The following is a 24,777-nucleotide window of genomic DNA, read 5'->3' on the forward strand; positions in this document are numbered from 1 at the left end:
TTGTATCCTCCCTTACGTCTTTAAAACTCCGCTAATTCTCTCATCGCCGCTTCCACTTTATCAGGGTTGACCATAAAGTATTTTTCCATTGTCGGCGCATAAGGCATAGCCGGAATATCAGGACCTGCAAGCCGTTTGATCGGCGCGTCTAAGTCGAACAGACAATGCTCGGATATAATTGCGGCTACTTCGCTCATGATGCTGCCTTCTTTTGTATCTTCTGTAACCAAAAGAACCTTTCCAGTTTTGGACGCAGCTTCGATGATGGCTTCTTTATCAAGCGGGTAAACTGTTCTTAAATCCACCACATGCGCTGAAATGCCATCTTTTTCGAGACGTTCTGCAGCTTGTAAGGCGAAGTGGACACACAGGCCGTATGTGATCACTGTGATGTCGTCGCCTTCCCGTTTTACGTCAGCCTTGCCGATTGGCAGGACATAATCATCAGCCGGAACCTCTCCCTTTATCAGACGGTACGCCCGCTTGTGCTCAAAAAACAGCACTGGGTCTTCGTCACGAACTGCGGCTTTTAATAGACCCTTGGCGTCATATGGTGTTGATGGCATGACAATTTTCAGTCCGGGCTGGTTGGCGAAAATTGCTTCGACTGATTGAGAATGATACAAGGCTCCGTGCACGCCTCCGCCGTATGGCGCTCTGACGACAATCGGACAGCTCCAGTCATTGTTGCTGCGGTAGCGGATTTTAGCCGCTTCAGAAATAATTTGGTTGACTGCCGGCATAATGAAATCAGCAAACTGCATCTCAGCAATCGGTCTCATTCCGTACATTGCCGCTCCGATACCGACTCCTGCGATCGCAGATTCAGCAAGCGGCGTATCCATAACGCGCTCTTCCCCAAATTGTTCATAGAGTCCGGCTGTCGCTTTAAACACACCGCCTTTTCTTCCTACATCTTCCCCAAGGACGAAAACGCGAGAATCTCGTTCCATTTCTTCTTTCATCGCCAAATTGATTGCATCAATATATGACATTACTGACATTTGTTCTTCCTCCCTACTTCGCATACACATAATCAAGCGCTGACTCAGGAGCTGCATATGGGGCGTTCTCCGCTTCATCCGTCGCTTCATTTACGATTGCCATAATTTCATCCAGCATGGTTTGTTCTATCTCATCGGACAGCAGGCCTGTTTCCTTTAAGTAAGCTTGATAAGTAAGCAGGGGATCACTTTTTTTCGCTTCCTCTACTTCTTCACGGCCTCTGTAGCTGCTGTCATCGTCATCACTGGAATGTGGTGTAAGGCGGTAAGAAATCGTTTCAATTAATGTCGGGCCTTCTCCTCTGCGTGCCCTTTCGCGTGCTTCTTTGACCGCTTGATAAACTTCCAGCGGATCATTTCCATTCACAGTTACGCCAGGCATCCCATAGCCTATGGCACGGTCGGAAATATTCTCACATGCGACTTGCTTATCGTAAGGCACTGAGATTGCGTATTTGTTGTTTTCACACATGAAAATAACCGGCAGCTTATGGACAGCGGCAAAGTTTGCCCCTTCGTGGAAATCGCCTTGGTTTGAAGACCCTTCCCCAAATGTAACAAAGGCTGCGATATCCTTTTTCTCCATACGTCCCGCAAGCGCAATACCGACTGCGTGCGGCACTTGCGTTGTAACCGGAGATGATCCCGTCACAATGCGGTTTTTCTTTTGTCCGAAATGTCCCGGCATCTGGCGGCCTCCTGAGTTCGGATCTGCTGCTTTTGCAAACCCGGACATCATTAAGTCCTTTGCTGTCATGCCAAACGCGAGCACGACACCCATGTCTCTGTAGTACGGCAATACATAATCCATTTCACGGTCAAGTGCGAAAGCCGCTCCTACCTGTGCTGCTTCCTGTCCTTGACAAGAAATTACAAATGGAATTTTGCCAGAACGGTTTAACAGCCACATTCTTTCATCGATTTTTCTTGCTAACAGCATGGTTCTATACATATCAACGGCTTCCTGATCAGTCAGCCCTAGTGCTTGATGTCGGTTTGTACTCATTCAAGCCCCTCCTTTATGCTTTTAAAAATGAATGGCTTTGCCATCTGCGGCAAGCGCTGCTTCCCCAATTGCTTCAGAAAGCGTTGGATGCGGGTGAATCGTTTGCCCGATCTCCCACGGCGTTGCGTCCAGCACTTTGGCAAGACCAGCTTCAGAAATCATGTCGGTGACATGCGGGCCGATCATATGAACGCCGAGAATATCATCTGTATCTCGGTCCGCCACGATTTTGACAAAACCGTCGCTTTCACCGTATACAAGCGCTTTTCCAATCGCCATAAATGGGAACTTGCCGATTTTGACATTATGCCCGTTCGCCTTTGCTTCGTCTTCGGTTAAGCCGACACTGGCAGCTTCAGGGCTTGAGTAAATGCACTTCGGCACAAGCGTCGGATCAAGCGGATGCGGATTGAGACCTGCAAAATGCTCAACAGCAATAATTCCCTCATGTGAAGCAACGTGAGCTAACTGCAGGCCACCGATTACGTCTCCGATTGCATAAATATGAGATTCCTTCGTCTGGCAGCTTTCATTGACTGAAATCATGCCATTTTCAGTAACAATATCGGTGTTCTCTAGGCCAATGCCTTCGATATTTGCCTGTCTGCCGATGGAAACAAGCATTTTCTCAGCAGAGTAGGTAACGGTTTCTCCGCCTTTTTCCGCTTGTATGCTGATATCATCTGATGTTTTTGTCATTGTGTCAGGCAGCACTTTTGCCCCTGTTATGAACTGAATGCCTTTTTTCTTAAGAAGACTTTCCATTTCTTTTGAAATCTCTAGATCTTCAGTCGGCAATATGCGATCCGCGTATTCAATAACCGTTACCTTCACACCAAAATCATGAAGCATAGACGCCCATTCGATACCGATAACTCCTCCGCCGACAATGATGATTGATTGTGGCAGCTCCTCCATTTGGAGCGCCTCATCTGAAGTCAGTACAGACTTACCGTCCGCTTCAAGACCCGGAAGCATTCTCGGTCTTGATCCTGTTGCAATGATCACTTGTTTCGGGATCAGCATGTCATTTTCTTCGCCATTTCCCCGCTCAACAGAAATTGTTCCCGGCAGAGGAGAGAAGATTGACGGTCCAAGGATACGTCCATATCCGGTGTACACGTCAATTTTTCCTTTTTTCATTAAATGATTTACACCCGCTGCAAGCTTATCAACAACGGCTTGCTTACGCTGCTGCACTTTTTCAAAGTTGAGGGACACGCCAGCCGTTTCCACCCCGAATTGATCGGCTTCACGAGCTGTCCGGTATACCTCTGCGCTTCTAAGCAGCGCTTTACTCGGGATACAGCCTTTATGCAAACATGTTCCTCCGAGTTTTTCCTTTTCCACAACGGCTGTTTTTAAGCCGAGCTGAGCGGCTCTGATGGCCGCAACATAACCGCCGGTACCGCCGCCCAGAATGACTACGTCATACTCAGTTGCCATGGTGACTCACTCCTGTCTGTCTATTCAATACGATATTGTTTGGATTGCTCTTCGCCCAGCAACACTCTGAGCGCCCCTTGGGCAAGAGACTGCAGTTCATTTTCACCCGGATAGACTAAAACGTCTGAAATCCAATCTATGTATGATCTGATAGCAGAAACAAAGCTTTTGCCGTACGCAAGGCCTCCCGTCAGCACAATCGCTTCAACTTCGCCTTTTAACGCCGCGCTGGCTGCCCCGATTTCCTTTGCTACCTGATATGCCATGGCATCATAAATGAAGCGGGCTTTTTCATCGCCCCCCTGAATCATCTGTTCCACTTTTACTGCATCATTTGTACCGAGATAGCCTAAAAGTCCGCCGGTGCCAACAAGCTTTTTCATGATTTCTTCTTTTGTATATTCCCCTGAAAAACATAAATCAACAAGATCTCCCGCAGGCACTGTTCCTGCTCGTTCAGGACTGAATGGTCCCTCGCCGTGCAGGCCGTTATTGACATCTACCACTCGCCCGCGGTCATGGACGCCAATTGTAATACCTCCGCCCATATGGGTAATAATCATTTTCATGTTCTCATATCGTTTGCCAAGGGAGGCTGCCGCTTTACGAGCGACAGCTTTTTGATTTAATGCGTGAAAAATGCTTTTTCGTTCAATTTCAGGCATGCCTGAAACTTTCGCAAGCACTGACATTTCGTCTACGACAACAGGGTCGACGATATACGAAGGGATATTCAGGCCATCAGCGATTTCCCGCGCGATAATGCCGCCGAGATTAGAAGCATGCTGACCGGCGTAGCCGCTTTTCAAATCCTCAATCATCTCATCATTCACTACGTAGGTCCCGCCTTCAATTGGCCGGAGAAGGCCGCCTCTTGCGCAGACTGCATCAAACTTTGAAATATTGATTCCCTGTTCATGAAGCGTTTCGAGAATATGGTTTTTACGAAATTCATACTGATCAATAATTCGGTCAAATCGCTGCAGCTCTTCTATGTTGTGTCTCAATGTTTTTTCAAAAATGCTTCTTTCGTTATGAAAAACACCGATTTTCGTTGAAGTTGAGCCTGGATTAATTGTGAGAATGCGTTTTTCGTCATGTAGCACTTTCATAACCTCCAGATCAATTTCTTAACGTCTGCTTAATACACTGTGGCCGTTTTGCAAAAACTGGCTTCTTGAGCGGCGCATGCGTTCAATTCGTTCCTCTGCCAAGCGGTCAGCCGCTAAATATGCAGGAATGCCGTCACGCTGAGAAATCTCTAGTACACGCTCGATATTGCCGTAAATGCCTTCAACTTTTTTCAATGCACGTTCTGCATTATAGCCGTAAAGCTCATCTGCCACGTTGATAACACCGCCCGCGTTAATCACGTAATCCGGTGCATAAACGATGCCCATTTCGTGAATTTGATCACCATGGCGTGTCTCTTTTAATTGGTTGTTAGCCGCACCTGCGATCACTTTCGCCTTCAGCTGTTTAATGGTGTCGTCGTTAATAGTCGCACCAAGGGCACACGGCGCATAAATATCGCAGTCTTGTGAATAAATGTCATCAGGATCTACAGCACGGGCGCCAAAATCTTCAACTGCACGCTGTACAGATTGTTTGTTGATATCCGTAACGATTAAGTTTGCTCCTTCTTCATGCAGGTGGCGGCAAAGGTTATAGGCTACGTTCCCAACACCCTGTACAGCAATGGTTTTTCCTTCAAGAGAGTCTGTTCCGAAAGCAGCTTTAGCTGCTGCCTTCATTCCTCTGTACACCCCGTACGCTGTGACTGGGGACGGATTTCCAGAAGAGCCGAAAGCAGGAGAAATCCCTGTGACATAGTCTGTCTCATCATGAATGATATCCATATCCTCGACCGTTGTGCCCACATCTTCAGCCGTGATGTATCTGCCATTCAGCCCTTGAATATAGCGGCCAAACGCGCGGAACATTTCCTCATTTTTGTCTTTGCGCGGATCGCCGATAATGACTGTTTTTCCGCCGCCAAGGTTTAAGCCTGCCGCCGCGTTCTTATAGGTCATGCCTCTAGCCAATCTGAGCGCATCTTCAATTGCCGCTTCTTCATTTTCATATGTCCACATTCTCGTTCCGCCAAGCGCCGGACCAAGCGTTGTATCATGAATGGCGATAATCGCTTTTAATCCAGATTGTTCATCCTGGCAGAATACCAATTGTTCGTAATCGTATTTCTCCATATATTTAAAAAGTTCCATGTTCGTTCCTCCTAATGTGTGTATTCTTCAGATGCGCATATTGCCAGCGCAATGGAATACAGTTTATTTTCAGCAGAGTCCGCTCTGCTTGTTAAGGCAATCGGTGCTTTTGCTCCTGTAATGACAGCCGCCACGCTGGCCTTGGCAAAATAAATCAGTGATTTATATAAAATATTGCCGGCCTCAATTGTTGGGACGAGAAGGATATCTGCGTTGCCCGCTACGTCTCCCGAAATTTTTTTCTGGGCCGCGGCAATTTGTGAAACTGCGTTATCCAAAGCAAGCGGTCCATCAACAATGCAGCCTTTGATCTGGCCCCTTTTGTACATTTGAGCTAGAGCAACTGCATTCACGGTCGCTTCCATTTTAGGGTTCACCGTTTCGACCGCTGCAAGGGCAGCTGCTTTTGGCATATTGTTCCCCACTGCATGGGCCACATGAACGGCATTTTGCAAAATCTGCCGGAGCTCTTCCAGCGAAGGAGCAATATTCATTGCCGAATCTGTCACAAACATCAGCCGGTCAAAATCCGGTATATCGAAGACAGCCACGTGAGAAAGGACACTTGCTGACCGAAGCCCCTCCTGTCTGTTCAATACCGCTTTAAGCAAAACAGAAGTCGGCACATTCCCTTTCATTAAAACGTCCGCTGTTTTATGATGTACAGCACGAACCGCTAATTTCGCCGACTCCTCAGGTGTTTCGGCATGGACGATTTCCACTTGATGCCCTTGCATGGATGATGTCAGCTCGTTCAGTTTTTTGCTGTCGCCCGTTAACAAGAAACGGGCGGATAGGTGCTCGGCAGCCAGCTTTACAGCCCGGATCACTTCCTCATCCTCAGCATGAGCAACCGCAATGGTCTTGTTTTTGTGCATCGACGCTTTGCCGATTAAATCTTTCAGCTTCATCTGCTACCACCTTTCTTGTTTCGACTCCGCCTTTTATTATGCAAGTTCCGTGCCAGCTCTTAAGGGTGCTGTCATACCAGATATATTGAAACATTCGTGCAGATGTTTGCGTTTATTCTGCAAATTATTGCATGCCTTCATTTGCAAGGCCATATTTATCCATTTTGTAATATAAATTCCGAATGCTGACACCGAGGGCTTTCGCTGTTTTTGTCCGGTTAAAATGATGCTTTTCGAGCGTTTGCTGGATCAAATGCGCTTCAAATTTTTCTACTGCGACAGACAGCTTTTCCCCTTCAATATCCGGAAAATCAAAATCTGTCCCCTGATCTGTGTCATTTTCTTTTTGCTCAAGTTCAAATATAGGCAAATGATCTTTTTCAATCCATTCCATATGCGGATTGAGAAAAATCATGGCTCGTCCAAGGACATTTTCAAGCTCGCGGACATTCCCAGGCCAATGGTAAGCAGATAAGGCGCGCAAGGCTTGCTGCGAGAGCCCTTTTACATTCCTGCCGTAATCCCGGTTGATCTTTTGGATAAGTCTGACGCTTAGTGCTTCAATGTCCTCCAACCGCTGACGCAAAGGCGGAATGGAGATGGGATAGCGGTTGATCCGGTAATACAGGTCTTCGCGAAACTTTTCATCCGCCATCGCCTTTTCAATATTTACATTTGTCGCCGCGATCACTCTGACGTTGACAGGGATCGCTTTCGTGCCGCCCACTCTGACGATTTCCTTTTCTTGAAGGACGCGTAGCAATTTGGCCTGCATATTTTGTGTCAGCTCACCGATTTCATCTAAGAAAATACTGCCGTTATTTGCTTCCTCAAATAAACCCTTTTTACCGCCGCGCTTCGCTCCTGAAAACGCACCATCCTCATAGCCGAACAATTCTGATTCGAGCAGGTTTTCAGAAAGGGCTGCACAATTCACGCGAATAAATTTATTGTATTTCCGGTCACTTTCGTTATGGATGGCATGGGCGAACAGTTCTTTCCCTGTTCCTGATTCCCCGCGCAGCAAGATGGTTGCCGGTGTTTTCGCACCGAGCTTCGCCTGCTCAAGCGCAACCAGCATTTGCTCGCTTTTGCCGATAATGTCGTCAAACGTGTATTTCGCTTCAAGCGTGCGAATAATTTGTCTGGCGCGGTTAAGCTCCGCTGTCAGCATTTTAATTTCGGAAACATCGTGAATCACGCCGACGCTGCCTTTCAAAATCCCGTCCACAATCACCGGTGCTACATTAACGATGACCTCTTTTTCATTCGGGCCGACCTTCATTCTGACACCGCGGACAGGACGTCTTGTTTCAAGCACCTTTAAATGCATGCTTTCGCCTTCGGAAATATCAGTGTTTGCAGGCTTGCCGATGACTTCTTTTTCAGAAAGCCCCGTCATTTTCGTATACGCTTTATTGATTAGCAGGCCGATGCCGTTTTCATCAACGACAGAAATCGCCTCATCGGAGGATTGAATAATCGCCTCCAGCATCGTACGGACCTGCTTTAAGTTGGTCACTTCCTCTGCCAGCTCGACCGCATCAGTGATATCTTTAAACACACAAAGAGCCCCGAGCAGACGTCCGCCTTCATCAATAATCGGCAGTCTTGTGGTCACAATTTGCAAATGATCGCCTAACAGTTGCTTCTGGTTATATTCAGGCACTCTTGTTTTTAAAATCCGCGGCATCTTAGTGCTCGGAATCACTTCTTTTATTGGGCGCCCAATGACTTCCTCACGTTTTTTCCCGACCATTTTTTCGGCCATATGGTTAAAGAGAATGATTTCTTCATTGATATCAATAAAAATCATTCCATCATGGGTGGAATTAAAAATTCTGTCATATTTATAGGTTTGCTCTTTTAGCATTTGAATCAGGTGCTGCTTTTCTTCCATCAGCTGAAAAACGATGTATGCCATTTTTCCCGGCATGACAATGGTATCTTCATGCTTTCTTTGAAGGAGCTCGTCAAACACGGCTTGATCGCCGGTAGTATGAATGACGATATCCGGTTTTTGTTGTATGTAAGGTTTCCAATCAGATGATACGGCAATCCCATACTGTTCTGCTTCTTTCAATCCCGGCGCCTCGGGGTCTTTGTCAACTACGGCAATGATATCTATGATGGCTGTTTTAATCAGAATATGTAATAACGCCGTTCCCCTTTTGCCGGCACCTACTATCAGTACCTTTTGCATCCCGATACCCCTTTGCATGAAAAAATTTGCACACCTATTTATTCCGTTGCAATAATTTGCACAACCCTATGTTACCACGTTTTCTTCTCTTGACAAAATATTTTTTCCGCTGGACAATAAAGGAAATGAAAAGATAAAGGGGTTTTCTGAAGATGAGCCGACTTCTTGCGCTGTTAATATTAGTCATCCCCGGGGCTATTTCTGCTTTAGGCATTAAACTGATGAGAGATACACTTTTCGGCCATACAATCAAGCCATTTTCAGCTCTTTGGCTCCAAGGGTTGTCAGGATTCATCTTTTTTGCGATCGGCCTCTATGTGCTGGCCGGGTTCATTTTATACAGAGACAGAAAACGCAATCAAGTCAGCCCGCGATTCAGAAAACGATAGCTGAAAAAAAGCCGGAGAATGCTCCGGCTTTTTTGTTGCACTATTCGTCAGGCAAAACGGTCTTGGCAATCGTTTTGTCTAACGCTTCATAGTCATAATAAGAAATCGTATCGTACAGTTCTTTTCGTGTCTGCATATCATGAAGTCCTTCTTTTTGTGAGCCGTGCTCCTTCATCAAACCAAACATCCGCTCACAAGCTTTTGCCGCCGCTCGAAGCGAGGTGACAGGATATATCACCATGTGAAACCCCATATCTTCGAATTCATCGGCACGATAATACGGCGTTTTCCCAAATTCAGTCATATTCGCAAGGAGCGGAACGGGGATACGCTCAGCAAACTGGCGGAATTCATTCTCCGCCTGTAGCGCTTCCGGGAAAATTACGTCCGCTCCCGCCTCAATGTAAGCCTCTGAACGTTTTATTGCGGCATCAAGCCCTTCCTGCGCCCTGGCATCAGTACGGGCAACAACAATAAGGGAGGGTGCCGCTTGTTTAATGGCTTTTATTTTTTGCGCCATTTCCTTTATCGGAACTAGCTGTTTGCCATTTAAATGTCCGCATTTTTTTGGGAGCTGCTGGTCTTCTATTTGAACGGCTGCTACCCTGGCTTCAAGCATCTCCCGGGCTGTTCGGGCGGCATTTAAGACACCGCCAAATCCCGTATCGATATCCACAAGCAAAGGCAGATCAGCTGAACGCACAAGATCTTTGGCCCGTTCAGCTATCTCTGCCGATGTGATGATCCCTAAATCAGGCAGCCCCCTGCTGGCTGTATAGGCAGCACCGGACAAATAAATAGCAGAAAAACCGGCTTCTTTCGCAAGCAAAGCGGCCATCCCGTCATGGGCGCCGGGAATTTGAAGAATGTCCGGTGCTGACATCAGCTTGCGGAAACGCCCGGCAAGCTCCTCTTGTGACGATTGCTTATTGACGATCCACGACATGAAACAAATCCCCCTTTTACATGCAGAACATGTCTACGAATTCATTTACGCGCATCGTTTGTAATGTCTCATAGCTGGTACAGCGCTCATAAATGTGTTTGTGCTGTTTATCAGGAAAATGGGTTTTGAGATTGTCAGAAAACTTTTCCAGCAGTTTCGGCACTGCTTCCTCTCTTCGAAAACGATGGCCGAGGGGAAACTCACATTCCACCATTTCCGTGCTCGTTCCGTCTTTAAAATGAACCTGAACGGCATTTGAGATGGAACGTTTATCAGGTTTTAAATAATCCTCGGTATATGTTTTATTTTCAGTCACTTCCATTTTATCACGAAGTTTATCTATTCTCGGATCACTCGCTGTTTCAGCTTCATAATGCTGTGCGGTGATATCACCAAAAAGCAAACCGATTGCTGTAATGTATTGGAGACAGTGATCGCGGTCTGCCGGATTGTGGAGCGGGCCTTTTTTATCAATGATTCGGATAGCGGATTCATGCGTTCTGATGACAACACGGTCAATCTCGTCAATCCGGTTCTTTACCTGCGGGTGAAGAATGACGGCGCACTCCGCCGCTGTCTGGGCGTGAAATTCCGCAGGATAAGACACTTTAAATAACACATTTTCCATGACATAAGCGTCGAGCGGACGGGCAAGCTTGATCTCTTTCTTATTGAATAAAACGTCTTGGAACCCCCAATCCGGTGCACTCAGGGCTGTCGGATAACCCATTTCCCCTTTTAACGACATCAGCGCCAAATGAACACCTCTGCTCGTTGCATCTCCTGCCGCCCATGATTTGCGTGAGCCCGTATTCGGTGAATGGCGGTATGTCCTCAATGCTGCATTGTCAATCCATGCATTCGAAAGCGCATTTTTGATTTCTTCTCTTCCGCCGCCCAAAAGCTTTGCCGCAACAGCAGTTGTCGCAACTTTGACAAACAGCACATGGTCAAGGCCAACTCGATTTAAGCTGTTTTCTAACGCCAGCACACCTTGGATCTCGTGTGCTTTGATCATCATCTCAAGTACGTCGCGTACTGTTAACGGCTCTTTTCCTTCAGACAGCCTCACTCTTGATACATAATCAGCAGCGGCAAGGATTCCTCCCAAGTTATCGGATGGATGCCCCCACTCCGCCGCCAGCCACGTATCGTTGTAATCGAGCCAGCGAATCATGCAGCCGATATTAAACGCCGCCCTCACAGGATCAAGAACATATGACGTTCCCGGCACTTTGCTTCCATTCGGCACAGTCGTTCCTGGAACAATCGGGCCAAGCAGCTTTGTGCATTCCGGATACCGTAGCGCCAAGATCCCGCAGCCCAGGGTATCCAGCAATACATGCCCCGCTGTTGTATACGCTTCGGCACTAGTAATCTCTTTCTCAAGCACATAGTCTGTGATTTCTTCGATAACACGATCCGTTTTCGGCATTCTACCAGTTCCTTTCATGGTTTTGTTTGATATCGCGGGCCCATGTAACTGACACGGGGACGGAAGAGCCGATTATTGGCATGCTGTTCAATCACATGGGCGCATAAACCGGACGTTCTCGCGCTGAAAAAGACCGGCGTATATAAAGGAATCGGTATGCCGAGCATCCAATACACCGGGGCAGCATAGTAATCCAAATTCGGGTAAAGCCCTTTTTCCTTCTCCATCAGCCGCTCACCCGCTTCGCACATCTCATATAAACGATGGTCACCGGCTTTATCGCATAATTGCTGCAGCGCCTCTTTCATCATGAGTGCTCTTGGGTCCATTTTTTTCATATACACCCGGTGGCCGAAGCCCATGATTTTTTCTTTTCTTTTCAGTTTTGTTTGCAGAAGCTGCTCAAAATCAGATGTCGTTTTTGCCTCCAAAAGCAAATACATCACAGCTTCGTTTGCTCCTCCGTGAAGATTCCCTTTCAGGGAAGCGACAGCCCCAGTCAAAGCCCCATAAAGATCTGAATGTGTAGATGCAATGACCCTGGCCGCAAAGGTTGAATTCGGCATCTCATGCTCACTGTACAGGACGAGCGACCGGTCAAAAATCTGTTCTTCCAATGAAGACGGCAATTTCCCTGTCATCATGTATAGAAAATTCGCACTGTAGGATAAGGTATGAAGCGGAAGAATCGGTTCTTTCTTATTAATGATCCTGTAGCTGGCAGCAGTGAGGGCAGGCATTTTCCCAAGAAGCTGATAGGCGCGTTCTTTGTTTGCAGAAGGAGACCGATCATCAATTTGCCGATCATAGCCAGCAAGTGCCGACAGGCCGGTACGCAGACTATCCATTGGATGAGTGCCCTCAGGGAGCAGCTCAAGCAGACGGAGCTGATCAGCAGGCAGGCTTGAGGCACTGTTTATTTTATGTTCCAGCGTCTCCATTTCACTTTCTTCTGGCAGCCTGCCCTCCAGCAATAAATGGACAAGCTCCAGATAGCTTTTTGTTTCAGAAAGTTCTATTAAATCATAGCCTCGTATCAAAATCTGGCTGGACTGCGTGTCAAGATAAGAAATATGAGTTTCTGCCGCAATCACACCGTCCAACCCTGGAGAATATTGCTGTTTCTCCTCCATATCCTCAACCTCCGTTTTTGCGTTTTTTGTCTATCAGGTTCCGCCAAGCAAATACTTGGAAATAATCAGTCTTTGAATCTCATTCGTCCCTTCATAGATTTGCGTCACCTTTGCATCGCGAAGCAAGCGCTCAACCGGATAATCCTTCATATAGCCATATCCCCCATAAATTTGAACGGCGTCTAACGCCGCCTTCACGGCTGCATCGGAAGCAAATTGTTTAGCCATAGACGCTTCTTTTCCACAGTTTAGGCCACGGTTATGAAGGTCTGCAGCGTGGTAGACAAGATGTCTTGCCGCCTCAGCTCTAGTCGCCATATCAGCCAGCTTAAATGAAATGGCTTGATTGGCTGCGATCGGTCTTCCAAATTGCACTCGCTGCTTCGCATAATTAACGGCATGATCAAGAGCCGCCTCTGCAATTCCGAGGGCCTGTGCCGCAATGCCGATCCGGCCGACATTTAAATTCGCCATGGCAATGTGAAAGCCATCCCCCTCTTTGCCAAGCAAATTGGCTTCAGGCACTTCTGCATTATCAAAAATCAGTTCCGTAGTATTGGAACCATAAAGCCCCAGCTTTCTTTCTTTTTTTCCAACGGTAAAACCGGGTGTGTTTTTTTCAACAATAAAAGCCGAAATCCCGTGCCTGCCTTGATCTGGAGCTGTTAAAGCAAATGTGATATAGATATCAGCTGCTCCGCCATTCGTTATGAATATTTTCGATCCGTTTAATAGATATTTGCCGTTCTTTTTGATTGCTGTTGTGCGGAGGCTCCCGGCATCCGACCCCGAGTGAGGCTCCGTCAGTGCAAATGCGCCCAAATGGTCTCCTGACGCGAGCTTTGGTATATATTTCATCTTTTGTTCTTCATTGCCGAAGTACAGAATCGGATTTGTGCCGACTGAGGTATGTACGGAGAGAATTACGCCGACAGCCGCGCTGATTCTAGAAATCTCATGAATTGCCAAAATATAAGAAACAACGTCCGCTCCGGCACCGCCGTATTGTTCCGGCACCGGTATTCCCATCAGGCCGTGTTCGCCCATTTTTTTGATCAGCTGAAAGGGAAATTCGTCCGTTTTCTCCATGATTTCCGCAGCGGGAGCAATTTCTTTTCGTGCAAAATCACGCACCATTTTCCGCATCATGACTTGCTCTTGGGTTACATGCAACTCGGCCACCCCCGGATGGAATAGACTTCAGGAAGTCCTCTCCTCATAGTCATAAAAACCGCGTCCGCTCTTTTTGCCAAGCCAGCCTGCTTTGACATACTTGCGGAGCAGCGGGCAAGGACGGTATTTGGAATCGCCAAGGCCTGAGTGAAGGACTTCCATAATTGATAAACACGTATCCAGTCCGATAAAATCCGCTAATGCAAGCGGACCCATCGGATGATTCATGCCCAGCTTCATCACCTCGTCTATTGCCTCCGGTTTCGCCACTCCCTCATACACGCAATAGATGGCTTCATTAATCATTGGAAGAAGCACACGGTTGGAAACAAACCCAGGAAAATCATTGACTTCTACTGGTGTTTTCCCCATCTTTTCCGCTAATGCCATAACATCTAAGGCCGTTTCTTCTGATGTAGCCAAGCCGCGAATCACTTCAACCAGCTTCATTACAGGGACGGGATTCATGAAATGCATGCCAATAACCCGTTGAGGCCGGTTTGTTACAGCAGCGATTTCGGTAATAGGCAAGGAAGATGTATTGCTGGCCAAAATCGTATGAGGCGGGCAAATGCGATCAAGTGTTTTAAACATCTCAGTTTTTGCCGCCATGTTTTCTGCGATAGCCTCAATCACAATGTCCGCATGCTCTGCCTCCTCAAGCGTTTGAGAAATCGAAATGCGGCTGATTACGCTCTTCACTTCCGTCTCGGTCCTTTTCCCTTTCTCAGCATCACGGTCCAGCTGTTTCTTCAGCCGTTTCAATCTTGCCTCAGCGGCCTCTGGATTCACATCATACATCCGCACATAAAAGCCCGCGTCGGCAGCTGTTTGAGCAATTCCGCTTCCCATCTGACCTGCGCCAGCTACCATGATTTGTTTGATTTCCATTCAAATCCCCTTTTTCATCATGTTTTAATGAACCTGCACTAAGACGGCGTCTCCCTGTGCTGCCCCGCTGCAAATAGCGGCAACGCCCAGACCCCCTCCCCGCCGCTTTAATTCATAAACAAGCGTCATGAGAATTCTCGCCCCGCTCGCGCCGATCGGGTGGCCGAGCGCGATCGCACCGCCATTTACATTTACTTTTTCAAGATCGAAACCTACGATTTTTTCACATGTCAAAACAACTGAAGCAAAAGCTTCATTTACTTCAAACAAGTCAATATCTTGGACAGTTAAACCGTTCTTTTTCAGGAGCTTGTTAATGGCAAATCCCGGCGCTGCCGCCAGCTCGTGCGCTGGCATTCCCGTAGTTGAAAAACCAAGAATTGTAGCCAGAGGCCGTTTGCCAAGCTCAGCAGCTTTTTCCTCAGACATCAGCACGAACGCGCCGGCTCCGTCATTGACCCCAGGAGCATTGCCGGCTGTGATAGAACCGTCACTTGCATAAATCGGGGCAAGTTTCGCGAGCTGATCCAGACTTGTGTCACGGCGAATCGCTTCATCTTTATCAAAAACGTTTGGTTTTCCTTTTCGACCGATCCAGTTGACGGGAACAATTTCATCCTGAAACTTCCCTTCATCGGCTGCCTTAGCTGCCCTTGCATGACTTCTCAACGCCCATTCGTCCTGCTCCCTTCGTGAGATTGTATATTCCTTGGCAGCTGTATTTCCGTGAACAGCCATGTGCACCTCGTCAAACGCGCACGTTAATCCGTCATACACCATTAAGTCCCTAAGCTCGCCGTCTCCCATCCGTGCTCCCCAGCGCCCGGCGGGAACGGCATACGGAATATTGCTCATGCTTTCCATTCCCCCGGCAACAAGTATATCCGCATCCTGCGCCCGAATCATTTGATCACATAAAGTGACAGCGCGAAGGCCGGAAGCACAGACTTTATTCAGTGTTTCTGACGGCACACTCCAAGGCATTCCCGCCAGACGGGCAGCTTGACGGGAAGGTATCTGCCCTGAGCCGGCCTGGACAACCATGCCCATGACGTTTCCTTCTACATCATCTCCAGAGACTCCAGCCCGTTGCAGCGCCTCCTTCATCACAATGCCCCCAAGCTCAGCAGCTTTCACCTCTTTCAAAACTCCGCCGAATTTGCCAAATGGAGTTCTTGCAGCACTTACAATGACTGTTTTCCTCATGGTTTCACCTCATTCAGAAGATAGACAGCGCTTACAATTTCTAGTTGTCTTCTATGAATGTATGCTTTGAAACGGGCATGAATGAATGAAAAAAGAAGGCTGCGTCAAACAGCCTCCTTCTAACAACTATTCATTTTTCAGCAATGCCGAAGCCTTTTCTGGAAAGTCGGTAAACATGCCGTCTGCTCCCGCTTCAATGAGACGCTTCATATCTTCCGGACGATTGACTGTATACGGCCTTACCTTAATCGAACTGCTCCTCATTTTCTTTAGCACTTCATCTGTGACCCCTGGGCTGTTTAACTTCGGGTGATAGCCGGAAGCCGGAATAGACGCGATATATCGATCTGCCTGGTAAAGCACATCTGAAGTTAATACTGCCCGTTCGATATGCGGCGCAAGCCGGGCGCATAGCGCCAAGCTGTCATGATTAAACGTGGATAGGATGACTCTCTCCTCCACATTGAATCGCTTCACTGCCTCCAGCACTTTTTCTTCCATTCCCTCATAGCGGATCACGCTGTTTTTTAATTCAATGTTGATGAGAAAATCCTTTTTTACCGCCCACGAGAGCACATCTTCTAGCAGCGGTACTTTTATATCGCTGTACGCTTGATCGTGACCAGCGGCCGCATTCGCAGTCTTTACCTCATCATAGGCTGTATCCTTCACGAATCCTTTAAGTGATGTCGTGCGATTAAGTCTTTCATCATGAATCACAACAATGCGTCCGTCTTTCGTCAGCTGTACATCAAGCTCTATCCCATCCGCTCCGGCTTCAATTCCTTTTTCAAATGCAAGCATTGTATTTTCGGGAAATTGACCTGAGGCCCCCCGGTGGGCAAAAATCTTTGTCATCGTTTCACCTCAAACCCTAAAGTTTTCTCCATTATACTTATTTTGTCGGCTCCACTCTAGGATTAAGGCTGTATCAATCTACTGATCATAATAAGAATCAATGCCGTTGACAATCGCATCTGCGGCCTTTTGCTGGTATTCTTCACTTCCCAGCTTGTCCGCATCAGAGCTGTTAGTGATAAACCCAAGTTCCGCCAACACACTTGGCATTTGTGAATATGTAATGACGTAAAAGTCTGATTCTTTCACGCCCCTGTCTCTCGTTTGTAAGGAAGAAACGAGCTGTGACTGAATATCGGATGCGAGACGCCGGCTGTTCTCCCCTGCATAATCAGATTGAAAATACGTTTCTGTTCCTGAAGCTGAAGCAACCCCTGAATTCACATGAATGCTGACAAAAAGGTCAGCCTGATTGGCACTTGCCTTAGCCACTCTTTCCTCCAAGGTCAGAAAATGATCGTCAGACCGGGATGCAACAGGATTGGCTCCCTCCTCTTTTAGTTTGTCTGTCACATGCTCTGAGACAGACAAATTAATATCCTTTTCAAAGAGCCCGTTTCCGACCGCTCCACTGTCTTCACCGCCGTGTCCGGCATCAATATACACTGTTTTTCCTTCTATCGGCTCTGCTGCCTGTGCACAAGGCGCGAGCGTCAAAGCCAATCCGCACAGCGCCAAGCTCCTCCATAACATTCTCAACTTACTCCCTCCGGTCTTTTTATGACGAGTTCTTTCGCAGCTGAATATCTTCCAGCTGTAAAGTTCCATTATCCTTCTTTGTATATTTCACCAGGACATGTGTCTGATCTGGCAGTGATTCACATTCATCACGTTTATCCTTCGGAACTTGTATCATGGTTTCTTCTCCATTAAGAGAAACCGCAATCGTATGAGGATCAGCCGAGCCAATGTATTTTCCCTCTTCGGTAAACCTTGGCACTGAGTCATCCGCACTTGCAACACTGCACCCCGAAAGAAAGAGCGCAGTAAACAGCAAAAGAACCGTTTGTTTCACATGACCACCTCTTCCTGATGTTTGGCTTTTATCTTTGACCAGAATGGCGAATTTGTAAAGACAACGCGAATGCAGGCGAGCAAGTTCCATGATTTTCAAAAGGGCTATACGACCCGATCATTTCCTGTTGTTAGAAAGATAACGAGCAGATTTGTCTATGAAGATGGCTCTAATTGAGGCGCCAATTAGAAAAAATTAGCGGAAAGAAGCAACTTTTTATTCATTTTAAAAAATTTGAGAATAGGGTGAGCAAATCGTTTGACGGGTGGGTCAGCCAAGCGTAACCTTTTAAAGGATATTTACTTTATTGAAAGAAGTTAAAGCCATGAAAAAATTCGTTCTGCTGCTGGCGGCAGCTGTCATCACATGCTCCATCGGCCACCAAATCAGCGGCGGCTACAAAGGCCCCGAAAAAGAGCGGCGAAAACATCACTCTGCACTCAAGATATTCAGTCGGTAAAGCAGATCAATTGCATTAATTTTTACATATAGGCTAGAATATGTGCGAATCCAAACGAAAGAAGATGATCAAATGAATCCTAAGTATAAGCCTCTGTTTGAACCATTTACGTTTAAAAGCGGCGTTACAATCGACAACCGGATCGCAGTAGCACCAATGACTCATTACGCTTCTAATGAAGACGGTACAATATCTGAAGCGGAGCTCGACTACATCATCCCCCGTTCAAAAGAGATGGGAATGGTGATTACAGCCTGCGCAAATGTTACACCGGACGGAAAAGCATTCCCCGGGCAGCCGGCCATCCATGACGATTCCAACATTCCAGGTTTAAAAAAGTTAGCACAAGCTATTCAGGCACAAGGCGCTAAAGCCGTTGTACAAATTCATCACGGCGGCATCGAATGCCCATCTGAGCTCGTTCCTCAACAGGATGTTGTGGGGCCAAGTGACGTGTTTGATAACGGCAAACAAATTGCTCGCGCATTAAAAGAAGAAGAAGTGGAAAACATTGTAAAGGCGTTTGGAGAAGCGACAAGACGTGCCATTGAAGCCGGCTTTGACGGTGTCGAAATTCACGGTGCAAACGGCTACTTAATTCAGCAGTTTTATTCTCCGAAAACCAACCAGCGCACGGATCGCTGGGGAGGAAGCGATGAAAAGCGATTAGCCTTCCCGCTCGCTATTGTCGATGAAGTGAAAAAAACCGCTTCAGAACATGCGAAGGGCGCGTTCTTAGTCGGCTACCGTCTGTCTCCGGAAGAACCTGAGACACCGGGATTGACAATGACTGAAACTTATACGCTTGTTGATGCTTTAGGGGATAAAGAATTGGATTATCTTCATATCTCACTGATGGACGTGAACTCAAAAGCGCGCCGCGGTGCAGATCCGACTCGCACACGCATGGACTTATTGAATGAACGTGTCGGAAACAAAGTGCCGCTGATCGCCGTCGGTTCCATCCATTCCGCTGATGACGCGCTTGCCGTCATCGAAAACGGTATTCCGTTAGTCGCTATGGGACGCGAAATTCTAGTTGACCCTAACTGGACGGTAAAAGTAAAAGAAGGCCGTGAAAAGCAAATCGAAACAGTGATCAAAGGCACAGATAAAGAAAAATATCATTTGCCTGAACCGCTTTGGAAAGCAATTGTGAACACGCCAGGCTGGGTGCCTTATAAAGATTAATGTGCAAAAGACTGCCGAAACGATTCGGCAGTCTTTTTTCCCTTTATATAAATAGTTTATGTACACATCTAAACAGCAAAAGAAAGAGCTCCCCACCAACTTCGAAAAGAAAATCCAGGAAAAACCCCTCACGCTTTCTTGCTTTTTTCTTTTTCATTCGTACGTCTCCTTTTTACATGAATACGCCTTACTTACGATTTTGCAGGAGAAAGGTTTCATTTTATAACGGACACATCTAGAGTCGATCATGCTTCGTGATCCTATAAGATGTATGAATGGACCAAGAGTGCAGGTAATACCGCCATTTGCTTTCCTTACTTTTCAAACCTATCCTTTACTATATGCGGATACTTACTATTCTTCTCCCATACTACAAATGTCCCCAAAACAAAACGCCTCCTATTTATCAGCGCAAACTAATAAATAAAAGACGTTTGATTTAATGACCACTTAATAAGCTCATGTTTAAGAAGCCTTATGTTCTAATCTCAGCTTATCCGCAACCATTGCAATGAATTCCGAATTTGTCGGTTTAGCTTTTGTCATGCTGACAGTATAACCGAACAACGAGGAAATGGAATCAATGTTTCCTCTGCTCCATGCCACTTCAATTGCATGGCGGATCGCTCTTTCTACACGGCTTGCGGTTGTGTTAAATTTTTTGGCGATGTCCGGATAGAGGACTTTTGTAATGCTGCCGAGCAATTCGATGTCATTGTATACCATTGAGATTGCTTCGCGCAGATAGAGATAGCCTTTAATATGGGCTGGGACGCCGATTTCATGGATAATGCTTGTGATGCTCGCGTCGAGATTTTTCTTCTTTGGTTCAGGCTGGCTGCTGCGTATAATACTGCTTTGCGATGATGGCGCACGATGCGTCACACTGCTGGCATTTCCGCTGACCTGGCGGATATGACCGACAAGGTTTTCCATATCAAACGGTTTGAGAATAAAGTAGGACGCGCCTAAATCGACGGCCTTTTTCGTGACATCTTCCTGTCCAAAGGCTGTCAGCATAATGACATTCGGCTGTTTTTTCAGATCTGATTCCCTCAGCCTCTCTAAAACCGCAAGTCCGTCTAAATGCGGCATAATAATATCTAATACGAGCACATCGGGATCTTTTTCTTTAAACAGCGACAGGCATTCCTGTCCGTTATAAGCAACGCCGATCACTTCCATGTCTTCCTGTCCTTCTATATATTCACTTAACAGGCTTACCAGCTCTCGATTATCATCAGCAACACAAACTTTAATTTTCTCCACGTTTCTTCCTCCCCAAATGTAGTTAACAGGATTCACCCTTGCTACATGTTTACATTCGACAAAACCGCTATATACCCTCTAAAAAAATCATAATCACCAATATTAGTGGCATATCTTTGTTATTCTATGTTTTTCTCTGTTTTTCGACTAAAAATGAAATTTGACAAACAAGGAAACGTGAATTTGTCGAAAAATCTTCTTTTGTATATTTTACCGTATGTATTCTGAGAAGTGAAGAGGGATCAAAATAAAAAAACTGCCGGAAACTCCGGCAGTCAGCTTGCTTTTTCTTTTCCGTAAATATCGATTCCTGCTTCTGACAGCATCCATTCAATATGAACACCGTAGCCGCTTGTCGGGTCATTAACGAATACATGGGTGACAGCGCCGATCACTTTTCCATTTTGAATGATCGGGCTTCCGCTCATCCCCTGTACGATGCCTCCTGTTTCTTTCAACAGCCTTGGATCAGTAATTTTCAACACCATTCCTTTTGTCGCAGGGAATTTTTGCGGCGTTGTGCTGACGATTTCAATATCGAATTTTTCTACTTTGTCATCATCAATAACGGTTAAAATTTCAGCCGGCCCTTTTTTGACTTCGGTAGAAAACGCAACCGGCAATGCTTGATCTGATATGTTGTTTTGAATCGGCTGATGCAGCGTGCCGAAAATCCCAAACGGGCTGTTTCTGTTAATATCCCCGATCGTTTTGCGTTCTGAGGAAAATCGCGCCAGTTTTTCTCCCGGATTACCGCCTGTCCCTTTTTCAATTGATGTCACAGTGGATTTAACAATTTCTCCATTCTCCACCACAATTGGTTTCTTTGTGTCCATATCGGAAATCACGTGGCCAAGTGCTCCGTATTTTTTTGTTTTCGGTTCATAAAAGGTCATAGTGCCGATGCCGGCAGCAGAATCTCTGATATATAACCCGATTCTGTATTTGCCTTCTCCTTCATCCTTTTCTGGGATCAGCTTCGTTTTGATTTTCTGTTTATCACGTTTGATCAGTAAGTCTAAAGATTCACCAGTTTTTCCAGCCTTTTGAATAAATGGGGCTACATCATTCATTTTTTCAATTTTCTGTCCATTCATCTCAATAATGATGTCGCCCGCTTCAATTCCGGCCGTTTCTCCCGGAGATTTTTTGCCTTCACTTGTATTGATTTGATGAAATCCGACGACAAGAACACCGACGGAATGAAGTTTTACGCCTATTGATTGTCCGCCAGGTATAACTTTTAAATCAGGAAGAACGTGCACTTTTGTTTTTTTAATTGGAAATCCGGCAAGATCGTATACTAATTCTGACTCACCAGATTTTTTGCCCGTCACCTTGATTTCATGCGGATCTTTCTTTACTGTAAACGCTTCTGAGGATTCTGATGTCTGAGCGTTTACCGATAAACTCGTTTCAATCGCTTGTGTTTGGGTTTCAAATACTCTCATTTGCGTTGGAATCAGTAAATATTCTTTTAGCGGTTTGCATAAACCTACACTTAATAACGAAACAAGGAGAATTAAACCTACTGCTTTTCTGATGTTATCGGGCATTCACTACTTCACTCTCCTCGCTCCTATCCCACACCTTCTTTATGACTTGCTGCTACATCATTTAATTTTGCCTTCTGACGGCTTATTTATAACTGTCATATGAAGAAAAACATTGGATATACTGATGAACGAATGGATGTGCACGAAAAAAATAAGCTGCGCTTCTCACGCAGCTTACCCAGTTGTTTTGACTTGATCCGCTTGTTTTAAAAGTTCTTTCGCATGGCGTTTCGTTAAGTCGGTTACTTCGACACCTGCAATCATGCGCCCGATTTCCGCTACCTTTTCCTGCTTAGACAGCGGCTTGACACGTGTTGTCGTTCTGCCGTCTTTTAACTCCTTCGCAATATAAAGATGCGTATCGGCCATGGCAGCCACCTGAGGGAGGTGTGTAATACACAGCACTTGTGAACCTATTGACACCTTATGGATCTTCTCAGCGATTGCCTGTGCGACCCTGCCGCTTACACCGGTATCAACCTCATCAAAAATGATCGATGTCACATCCTGTTGTGAGGAAAAAATACTTTTTATGGCAAGCATCACCCGTGACAGCTCTCCACCTGAAGCGACTTTCGAAAGAGATTTCAGCGGCTCGCCTGTATTGGTTGAAATTAAAAATTTCACCAGGTCAATCCCTTGTTCAGTCAGTTGAACGGGCTGGCCGTTTACAAGCGGAGCCTCTTCATTGCGTGACGCTGTTCTGACCTTAAATTCCGTATCAAAAGTTGATTTTTCCATGTACAGGCTTTTTAATTCCCGATGAATCTCATCAGCCAGCTTTTTCGCCCATGTTTTTCGGATTTGTGACACATTTGCCGCTTCCACTGCGACATCTTTGCCGACGGAGTCAAGCTCCTTTTTCAAGCTTTGAAGGTGGCTGTCCCTGTTTTCAATTTGGTCAATCTCTTCTTCAATTTTAGAAGCATATTCCAAAATGTCTTCAACAGTGGCACCATATTTTCGTTTCAGCTGTTTGATTTCATTAAGTCGCGTCTCAATATAGTTCAGGCGTTCCGGATCAAATTCAAGCTCATCCAGCATATTTCTCATCTGAAATGTGGCATCCTCAAGCAAATAGTAGGAGTTCGAAACACTTTCAGACATTTTTTTCAGCGGTTCGTTTATATCAGATATATCTTCAAGCTGCGCTGATGCCATTCCAACCCAGTCCAATCCGCCCTGCTCACTGCGAAGCGCGTTATATGCATTTTGCAGCGACTCATATATCTTCTCAAAGTTTGAAATTTGCTGGCGCTCTTCTTGGAGCTGTTCATCTTCGTTAAGCTCAAGCTTTGCCGATTCGATTTCTTCGAGCTGAAATTGAATAAGATCAAGACGATGGGCCATTTCCTGTTCGCTTTCAGAAAGCTGCTTAAGCTTTTTGAGCAGCTTCATATACCGCTGGTACCCTTCCTGATACGTTTTGAGCGCGCTTTCCACTTCGGCCCCGGCAAACTTGTCCAAAAGCTGGAGATGATTTTCGTCTTCCATTAACAGCTGGTTATCGTGCTGCCCGTGAATATCTAATAAAAGCCTGCCGATCTCTCTTAGCGAGGCAATCGTGACAAGCTTGCCATTGACACGGCAAACGCTTTTCCCGCTCGTGCTGATATCCCTTCTCATGACGATCATTTCGTCTGAAACGTCGATTCCCTGCTCAGCGCATACGTCTAAAACAGGATGGCCGCTCTCCAACAGAAACAGCCCTTCAAGTTCGGCTTTTGCTTCCCCATATCTAACAAATTCAGATGATCCGCGGCCTCCGACTAAAAGAGAAATGGCATCTATGATAATGGATTTGCCGGCACCGGTTTCTCCTGTTAAAACCGTAAGCCCGCGTTCAAAAGAAACCGTCAGTTCCTCAATAATGGCAAAGTTTTTAATCGATAGTTCAGCTAACAAACAGCATTACACCTCTTATCTTTGTTAGATTTTCTGTTACAGCAGTTCAAGGAGCCTGTTTTTTACACCGTCTGTATCTCCAGGAGTCCGGCAAATAATTAAAATCGTGTCATCTCCGCAAATGGTCCCCATAATTTCATCCCAGTCCAAATTGTCCATCAGTGCCCCGATTGCCTGAGCATTGCCCGGCATCGTTTTCAGTACGATCATATGGCTTGCTGAGTCTATTTTCACAAATGCGTCCATCAATGCCCGCTTTAGCTTAGACAGCGGATTGAAACGCTGGTCCGCCGGAAGACTGTATTTGTAAGAACCATTATTTGTAGGCACTTTTACAAGGTGAAGTTCTTTAATATCCCGTGATACCGTGGCTTGCGTTACTTTGTATCCATCCTGCTTTAGCATGTCGACCAATTCATCCTGCGTTTCGATTTCATTGCTTGTAATGATCTCTCTGATTTTAATATGCCTCTGGCCTTTGTTCATGTAAGCACCTCTATTTCCAAGCTTATCTGTTCTTTTATGTTATATGATTCTCTGCACATTGTACATGAA

The 24,777-nt window shown here is 46.1% G+C and carries 23 protein-coding genes; 3 read left to right on the forward strand and 20 right to left on the reverse strand.

Annotated features, from left to right (window positions below):
- Positions 1 to 20: 20 nt before the first annotated feature.
- From bfmBAB to NYE56_RS11705, 7 genes are all read right to left on the reverse strand, one after another.
- On the reverse strand, positions 21 to 1,004 hold the full coding sequence (bfmBAB, locus tag NYE56_RS11675) for a 3-methyl-2-oxobutanoate dehydrogenase subunit beta (protein WP_004398638.1): 984 nt from the start codon (positions 1,002 to 1,004) through the stop codon (positions 21 to 23).
- A 13-nt stretch (positions 1,005 to 1,017) separates the two neighbouring features.
- Entirely contained in the window at positions 1,018 to 2,010 is a 993-nt protein-coding gene (bfmBAA, locus tag NYE56_RS11680; protein ID WP_004398565.1) for a 3-methyl-2-oxobutanoate dehydrogenase subunit alpha, read from the reverse strand.
- A gap of 21 nt (positions 2,011 to 2,031) precedes the next feature.
- The gene (gene lpdA, locus NYE56_RS11685; protein ID WP_273797510.1) at positions 2,032 to 3,456 is read right to left on the reverse strand and encodes a dihydrolipoyl dehydrogenase; all 1,425 of its coding nucleotides are present in this window, start codon (positions 3,454 to 3,456) and stop codon (positions 2,032 to 2,034) included.
- Between the two features lie 20 nt (positions 3,457 to 3,476).
- On the reverse strand, positions 3,477 to 4,568 hold the full coding sequence (gene buk, locus NYE56_RS11690; protein WP_049141231.1) for a butyrate kinase: 1,092 nt from the start codon (positions 4,566 to 4,568) through the stop codon (positions 3,477 to 3,479).
- An 18-nt stretch (positions 4,569 to 4,586) separates the two neighbouring features.
- Complete coding sequence (gene bcd / locus NYE56_RS11695) at positions 4,587 to 5,681, reverse strand: branched-chain amino acid dehydrogenase (RefSeq protein ID WP_003230309.1); 1,095 nt, start codon at positions 5,679 to 5,681, stop codon at positions 4,587 to 4,589.
- Positions 5,682 to 5,692: 11 nt separating this feature from the next.
- Positions 5,693 to 6,592: a phosphate butyryltransferase gene (gene yqiS / locus NYE56_RS11700; protein WP_341283881.1), complete on the reverse strand. Its 900-nt coding sequence runs from the start codon at positions 6,590 to 6,592 to the stop codon at positions 5,693 to 5,695.
- 124 nt (positions 6,593 to 6,716) lie between these two features.
- Positions 6,717 to 8,795 carry a sigma 54-interacting transcriptional regulator gene (locus NYE56_RS11705; protein ID WP_341283882.1) on the reverse strand — a complete coding sequence of 693 codons (2,079 nt, stop codon included), beginning with the start codon at positions 8,793 to 8,795 and terminating at the stop codon, positions 6,717 to 6,719.
- A gap of 152 nt (positions 8,796 to 8,947) precedes the next feature.
- Between NYE56_RS11705 and NYE56_RS11710 the strand changes: the two genes are divergently transcribed.
- On the forward strand, positions 8,948 to 9,184 hold the full coding sequence (locus NYE56_RS11710; RefSeq protein ID WP_003230304.1) for a DUF2627 domain-containing protein: 237 nt from the start codon (positions 8,948 to 8,950) through the stop codon (positions 9,182 to 9,184).
- A gap of 40 nt (positions 9,185 to 9,224) precedes the next feature.
- On the opposite strand, the gene prpB is transcribed toward NYE56_RS11710, so the two are convergent.
- The 9 genes from prpB to NYE56_RS11755 form a co-directional block, all read right to left on the reverse strand.
- The gene (gene prpB, locus NYE56_RS11715; RefSeq protein WP_268555501.1) at positions 9,225 to 10,130 is read right to left on the reverse strand and encodes a methylisocitrate lyase; all 906 of its coding nucleotides are present in this window, start codon (positions 10,128 to 10,130) and stop codon (positions 9,225 to 9,227) included.
- Between the two features lie 16 nt (positions 10,131 to 10,146).
- Positions 10,147 to 11,565, reverse strand: coding sequence for a bifunctional 2-methylcitrate dehydratase/aconitate hydratase (locus NYE56_RS11720; RefSeq protein ID WP_268555502.1), 1,419 nt, complete (start codon positions 11,563 to 11,565; stop codon positions 10,147 to 10,149).
- 14 nt (positions 11,566 to 11,579) lie between these two features.
- A complete protein-coding gene (gene mmgD / locus NYE56_RS11725; protein WP_268555503.1) occupies positions 11,580 to 12,698 on the reverse strand; it encodes a citrate synthase in 1,119 nt (372 codons plus the stop codon).
- A gap of 33 nt (positions 12,699 to 12,731) precedes the next feature.
- Complete coding sequence (locus tag NYE56_RS11730) at positions 12,732 to 13,871, reverse strand: acyl-CoA dehydrogenase (protein WP_341283883.1); 1,140 nt, start codon at positions 13,869 to 13,871, stop codon at positions 12,732 to 12,734.
- 27 nt (positions 13,872 to 13,898) lie between these two features.
- On the reverse strand, positions 13,899 to 14,762 hold the full coding sequence (locus NYE56_RS11735) for a 3-hydroxybutyryl-CoA dehydrogenase (RefSeq protein WP_268555505.1): 864 nt from the start codon (positions 14,760 to 14,762) through the stop codon (positions 13,899 to 13,901).
- A 24-nt stretch (positions 14,763 to 14,786) separates the two neighbouring features.
- The gene (locus NYE56_RS11740) at positions 14,787 to 15,968 is read right to left on the reverse strand and encodes an acetyl-CoA C-acetyltransferase (protein ID WP_341283884.1); all 1,182 of its coding nucleotides are present in this window, start codon (positions 15,966 to 15,968) and stop codon (positions 14,787 to 14,789) included.
- Positions 15,969 to 16,094: 126 nt separating this feature from the next.
- Positions 16,095 to 16,826 (reverse strand): glycerophosphodiester phosphodiesterase, encoded by a 732-nt coding sequence (locus NYE56_RS11745; RefSeq protein ID WP_268555506.1) that lies wholly within the window; start codon positions 16,824 to 16,826, stop codon positions 16,095 to 16,097.
- A gap of 78 nt (positions 16,827 to 16,904) precedes the next feature.
- Complete coding sequence (locus NYE56_RS11750) at positions 16,905 to 17,525, reverse strand: N-acetylmuramoyl-L-alanine amidase family protein (RefSeq protein ID WP_341283885.1); 621 nt, start codon at positions 17,523 to 17,525, stop codon at positions 16,905 to 16,907.
- A gap of 19 nt (positions 17,526 to 17,544) precedes the next feature.
- Positions 17,545 to 17,841, reverse strand: coding sequence for a hypothetical protein (locus tag NYE56_RS11755; RefSeq protein ID WP_014480225.1), 297 nt, complete (start codon positions 17,839 to 17,841; stop codon positions 17,545 to 17,547).
- Between the two features lie 307 nt (positions 17,842 to 18,148).
- On the opposite strand from NYE56_RS11755, the gene NYE56_RS11760 reads away from it, so the two are divergent.
- Both NYE56_RS11760 and NYE56_RS11765 read left to right on the forward strand, forming a co-directional pair.
- Complete coding sequence (locus NYE56_RS11760; protein WP_014480226.1) at positions 18,149 to 18,301, forward strand: hypothetical protein; 153 nt, start codon at positions 18,149 to 18,151, stop codon at positions 18,299 to 18,301.
- A gap of 72 nt (positions 18,302 to 18,373) precedes the next feature.
- Positions 18,374 to 19,492 carry an NADH-dependent flavin oxidoreductase gene (locus tag NYE56_RS11765; protein WP_341283886.1) on the forward strand — a complete coding sequence of 373 codons (1,119 nt, stop codon included), beginning with the start codon at positions 18,374 to 18,376 and terminating at the stop codon, positions 19,490 to 19,492.
- Positions 19,493 to 19,957: 465 nt separating this feature from the next.
- Here the strand turns inward: NYE56_RS11765 and spo0A are convergent, their stop codons facing one another.
- From spo0A to argR, 4 genes are all read right to left on the reverse strand, one after another.
- A complete protein-coding gene (gene spo0A / locus NYE56_RS11770) occupies positions 19,958 to 20,761 on the reverse strand; it encodes a sporulation transcription factor Spo0A (RefSeq protein WP_003226427.1) in 804 nt (267 codons plus the stop codon).
- Positions 20,762 to 21,036: 275 nt separating this feature from the next.
- A complete protein-coding gene (spoIVB, locus tag NYE56_RS11775) occupies positions 21,037 to 22,317 on the reverse strand; it encodes a SpoIVB peptidase (RefSeq protein ID WP_004398697.1) in 1,281 nt (426 codons plus the stop codon).
- A 174-nt stretch (positions 22,318 to 22,491) separates the two neighbouring features.
- Positions 22,492 to 24,222, reverse strand: a complete 1,731-nt coding sequence (recN, locus tag NYE56_RS11780) for a DNA repair protein RecN (protein ID WP_014477300.1) — start codon at positions 24,220 to 24,222, stop codon at positions 22,492 to 22,494.
- A 36-nt stretch (positions 24,223 to 24,258) separates the two neighbouring features.
- The gene (argR, locus tag NYE56_RS11785) at positions 24,259 to 24,708 is read right to left on the reverse strand and encodes an arginine repressor ArgR (RefSeq protein WP_015384067.1); all 450 of its coding nucleotides are present in this window, start codon (positions 24,706 to 24,708) and stop codon (positions 24,259 to 24,261) included.
- Positions 24,709 to 24,777 lie beyond the last annotated feature (69 nt).

This window comes from Bacillus sp. FSL R5-0603, from assembly GCF_038050295.1.
Classification (GTDB): Bacteria; Bacillota; Bacilli; order Bacillales; family Bacillaceae; genus Bacillus; species Bacillus subtilis.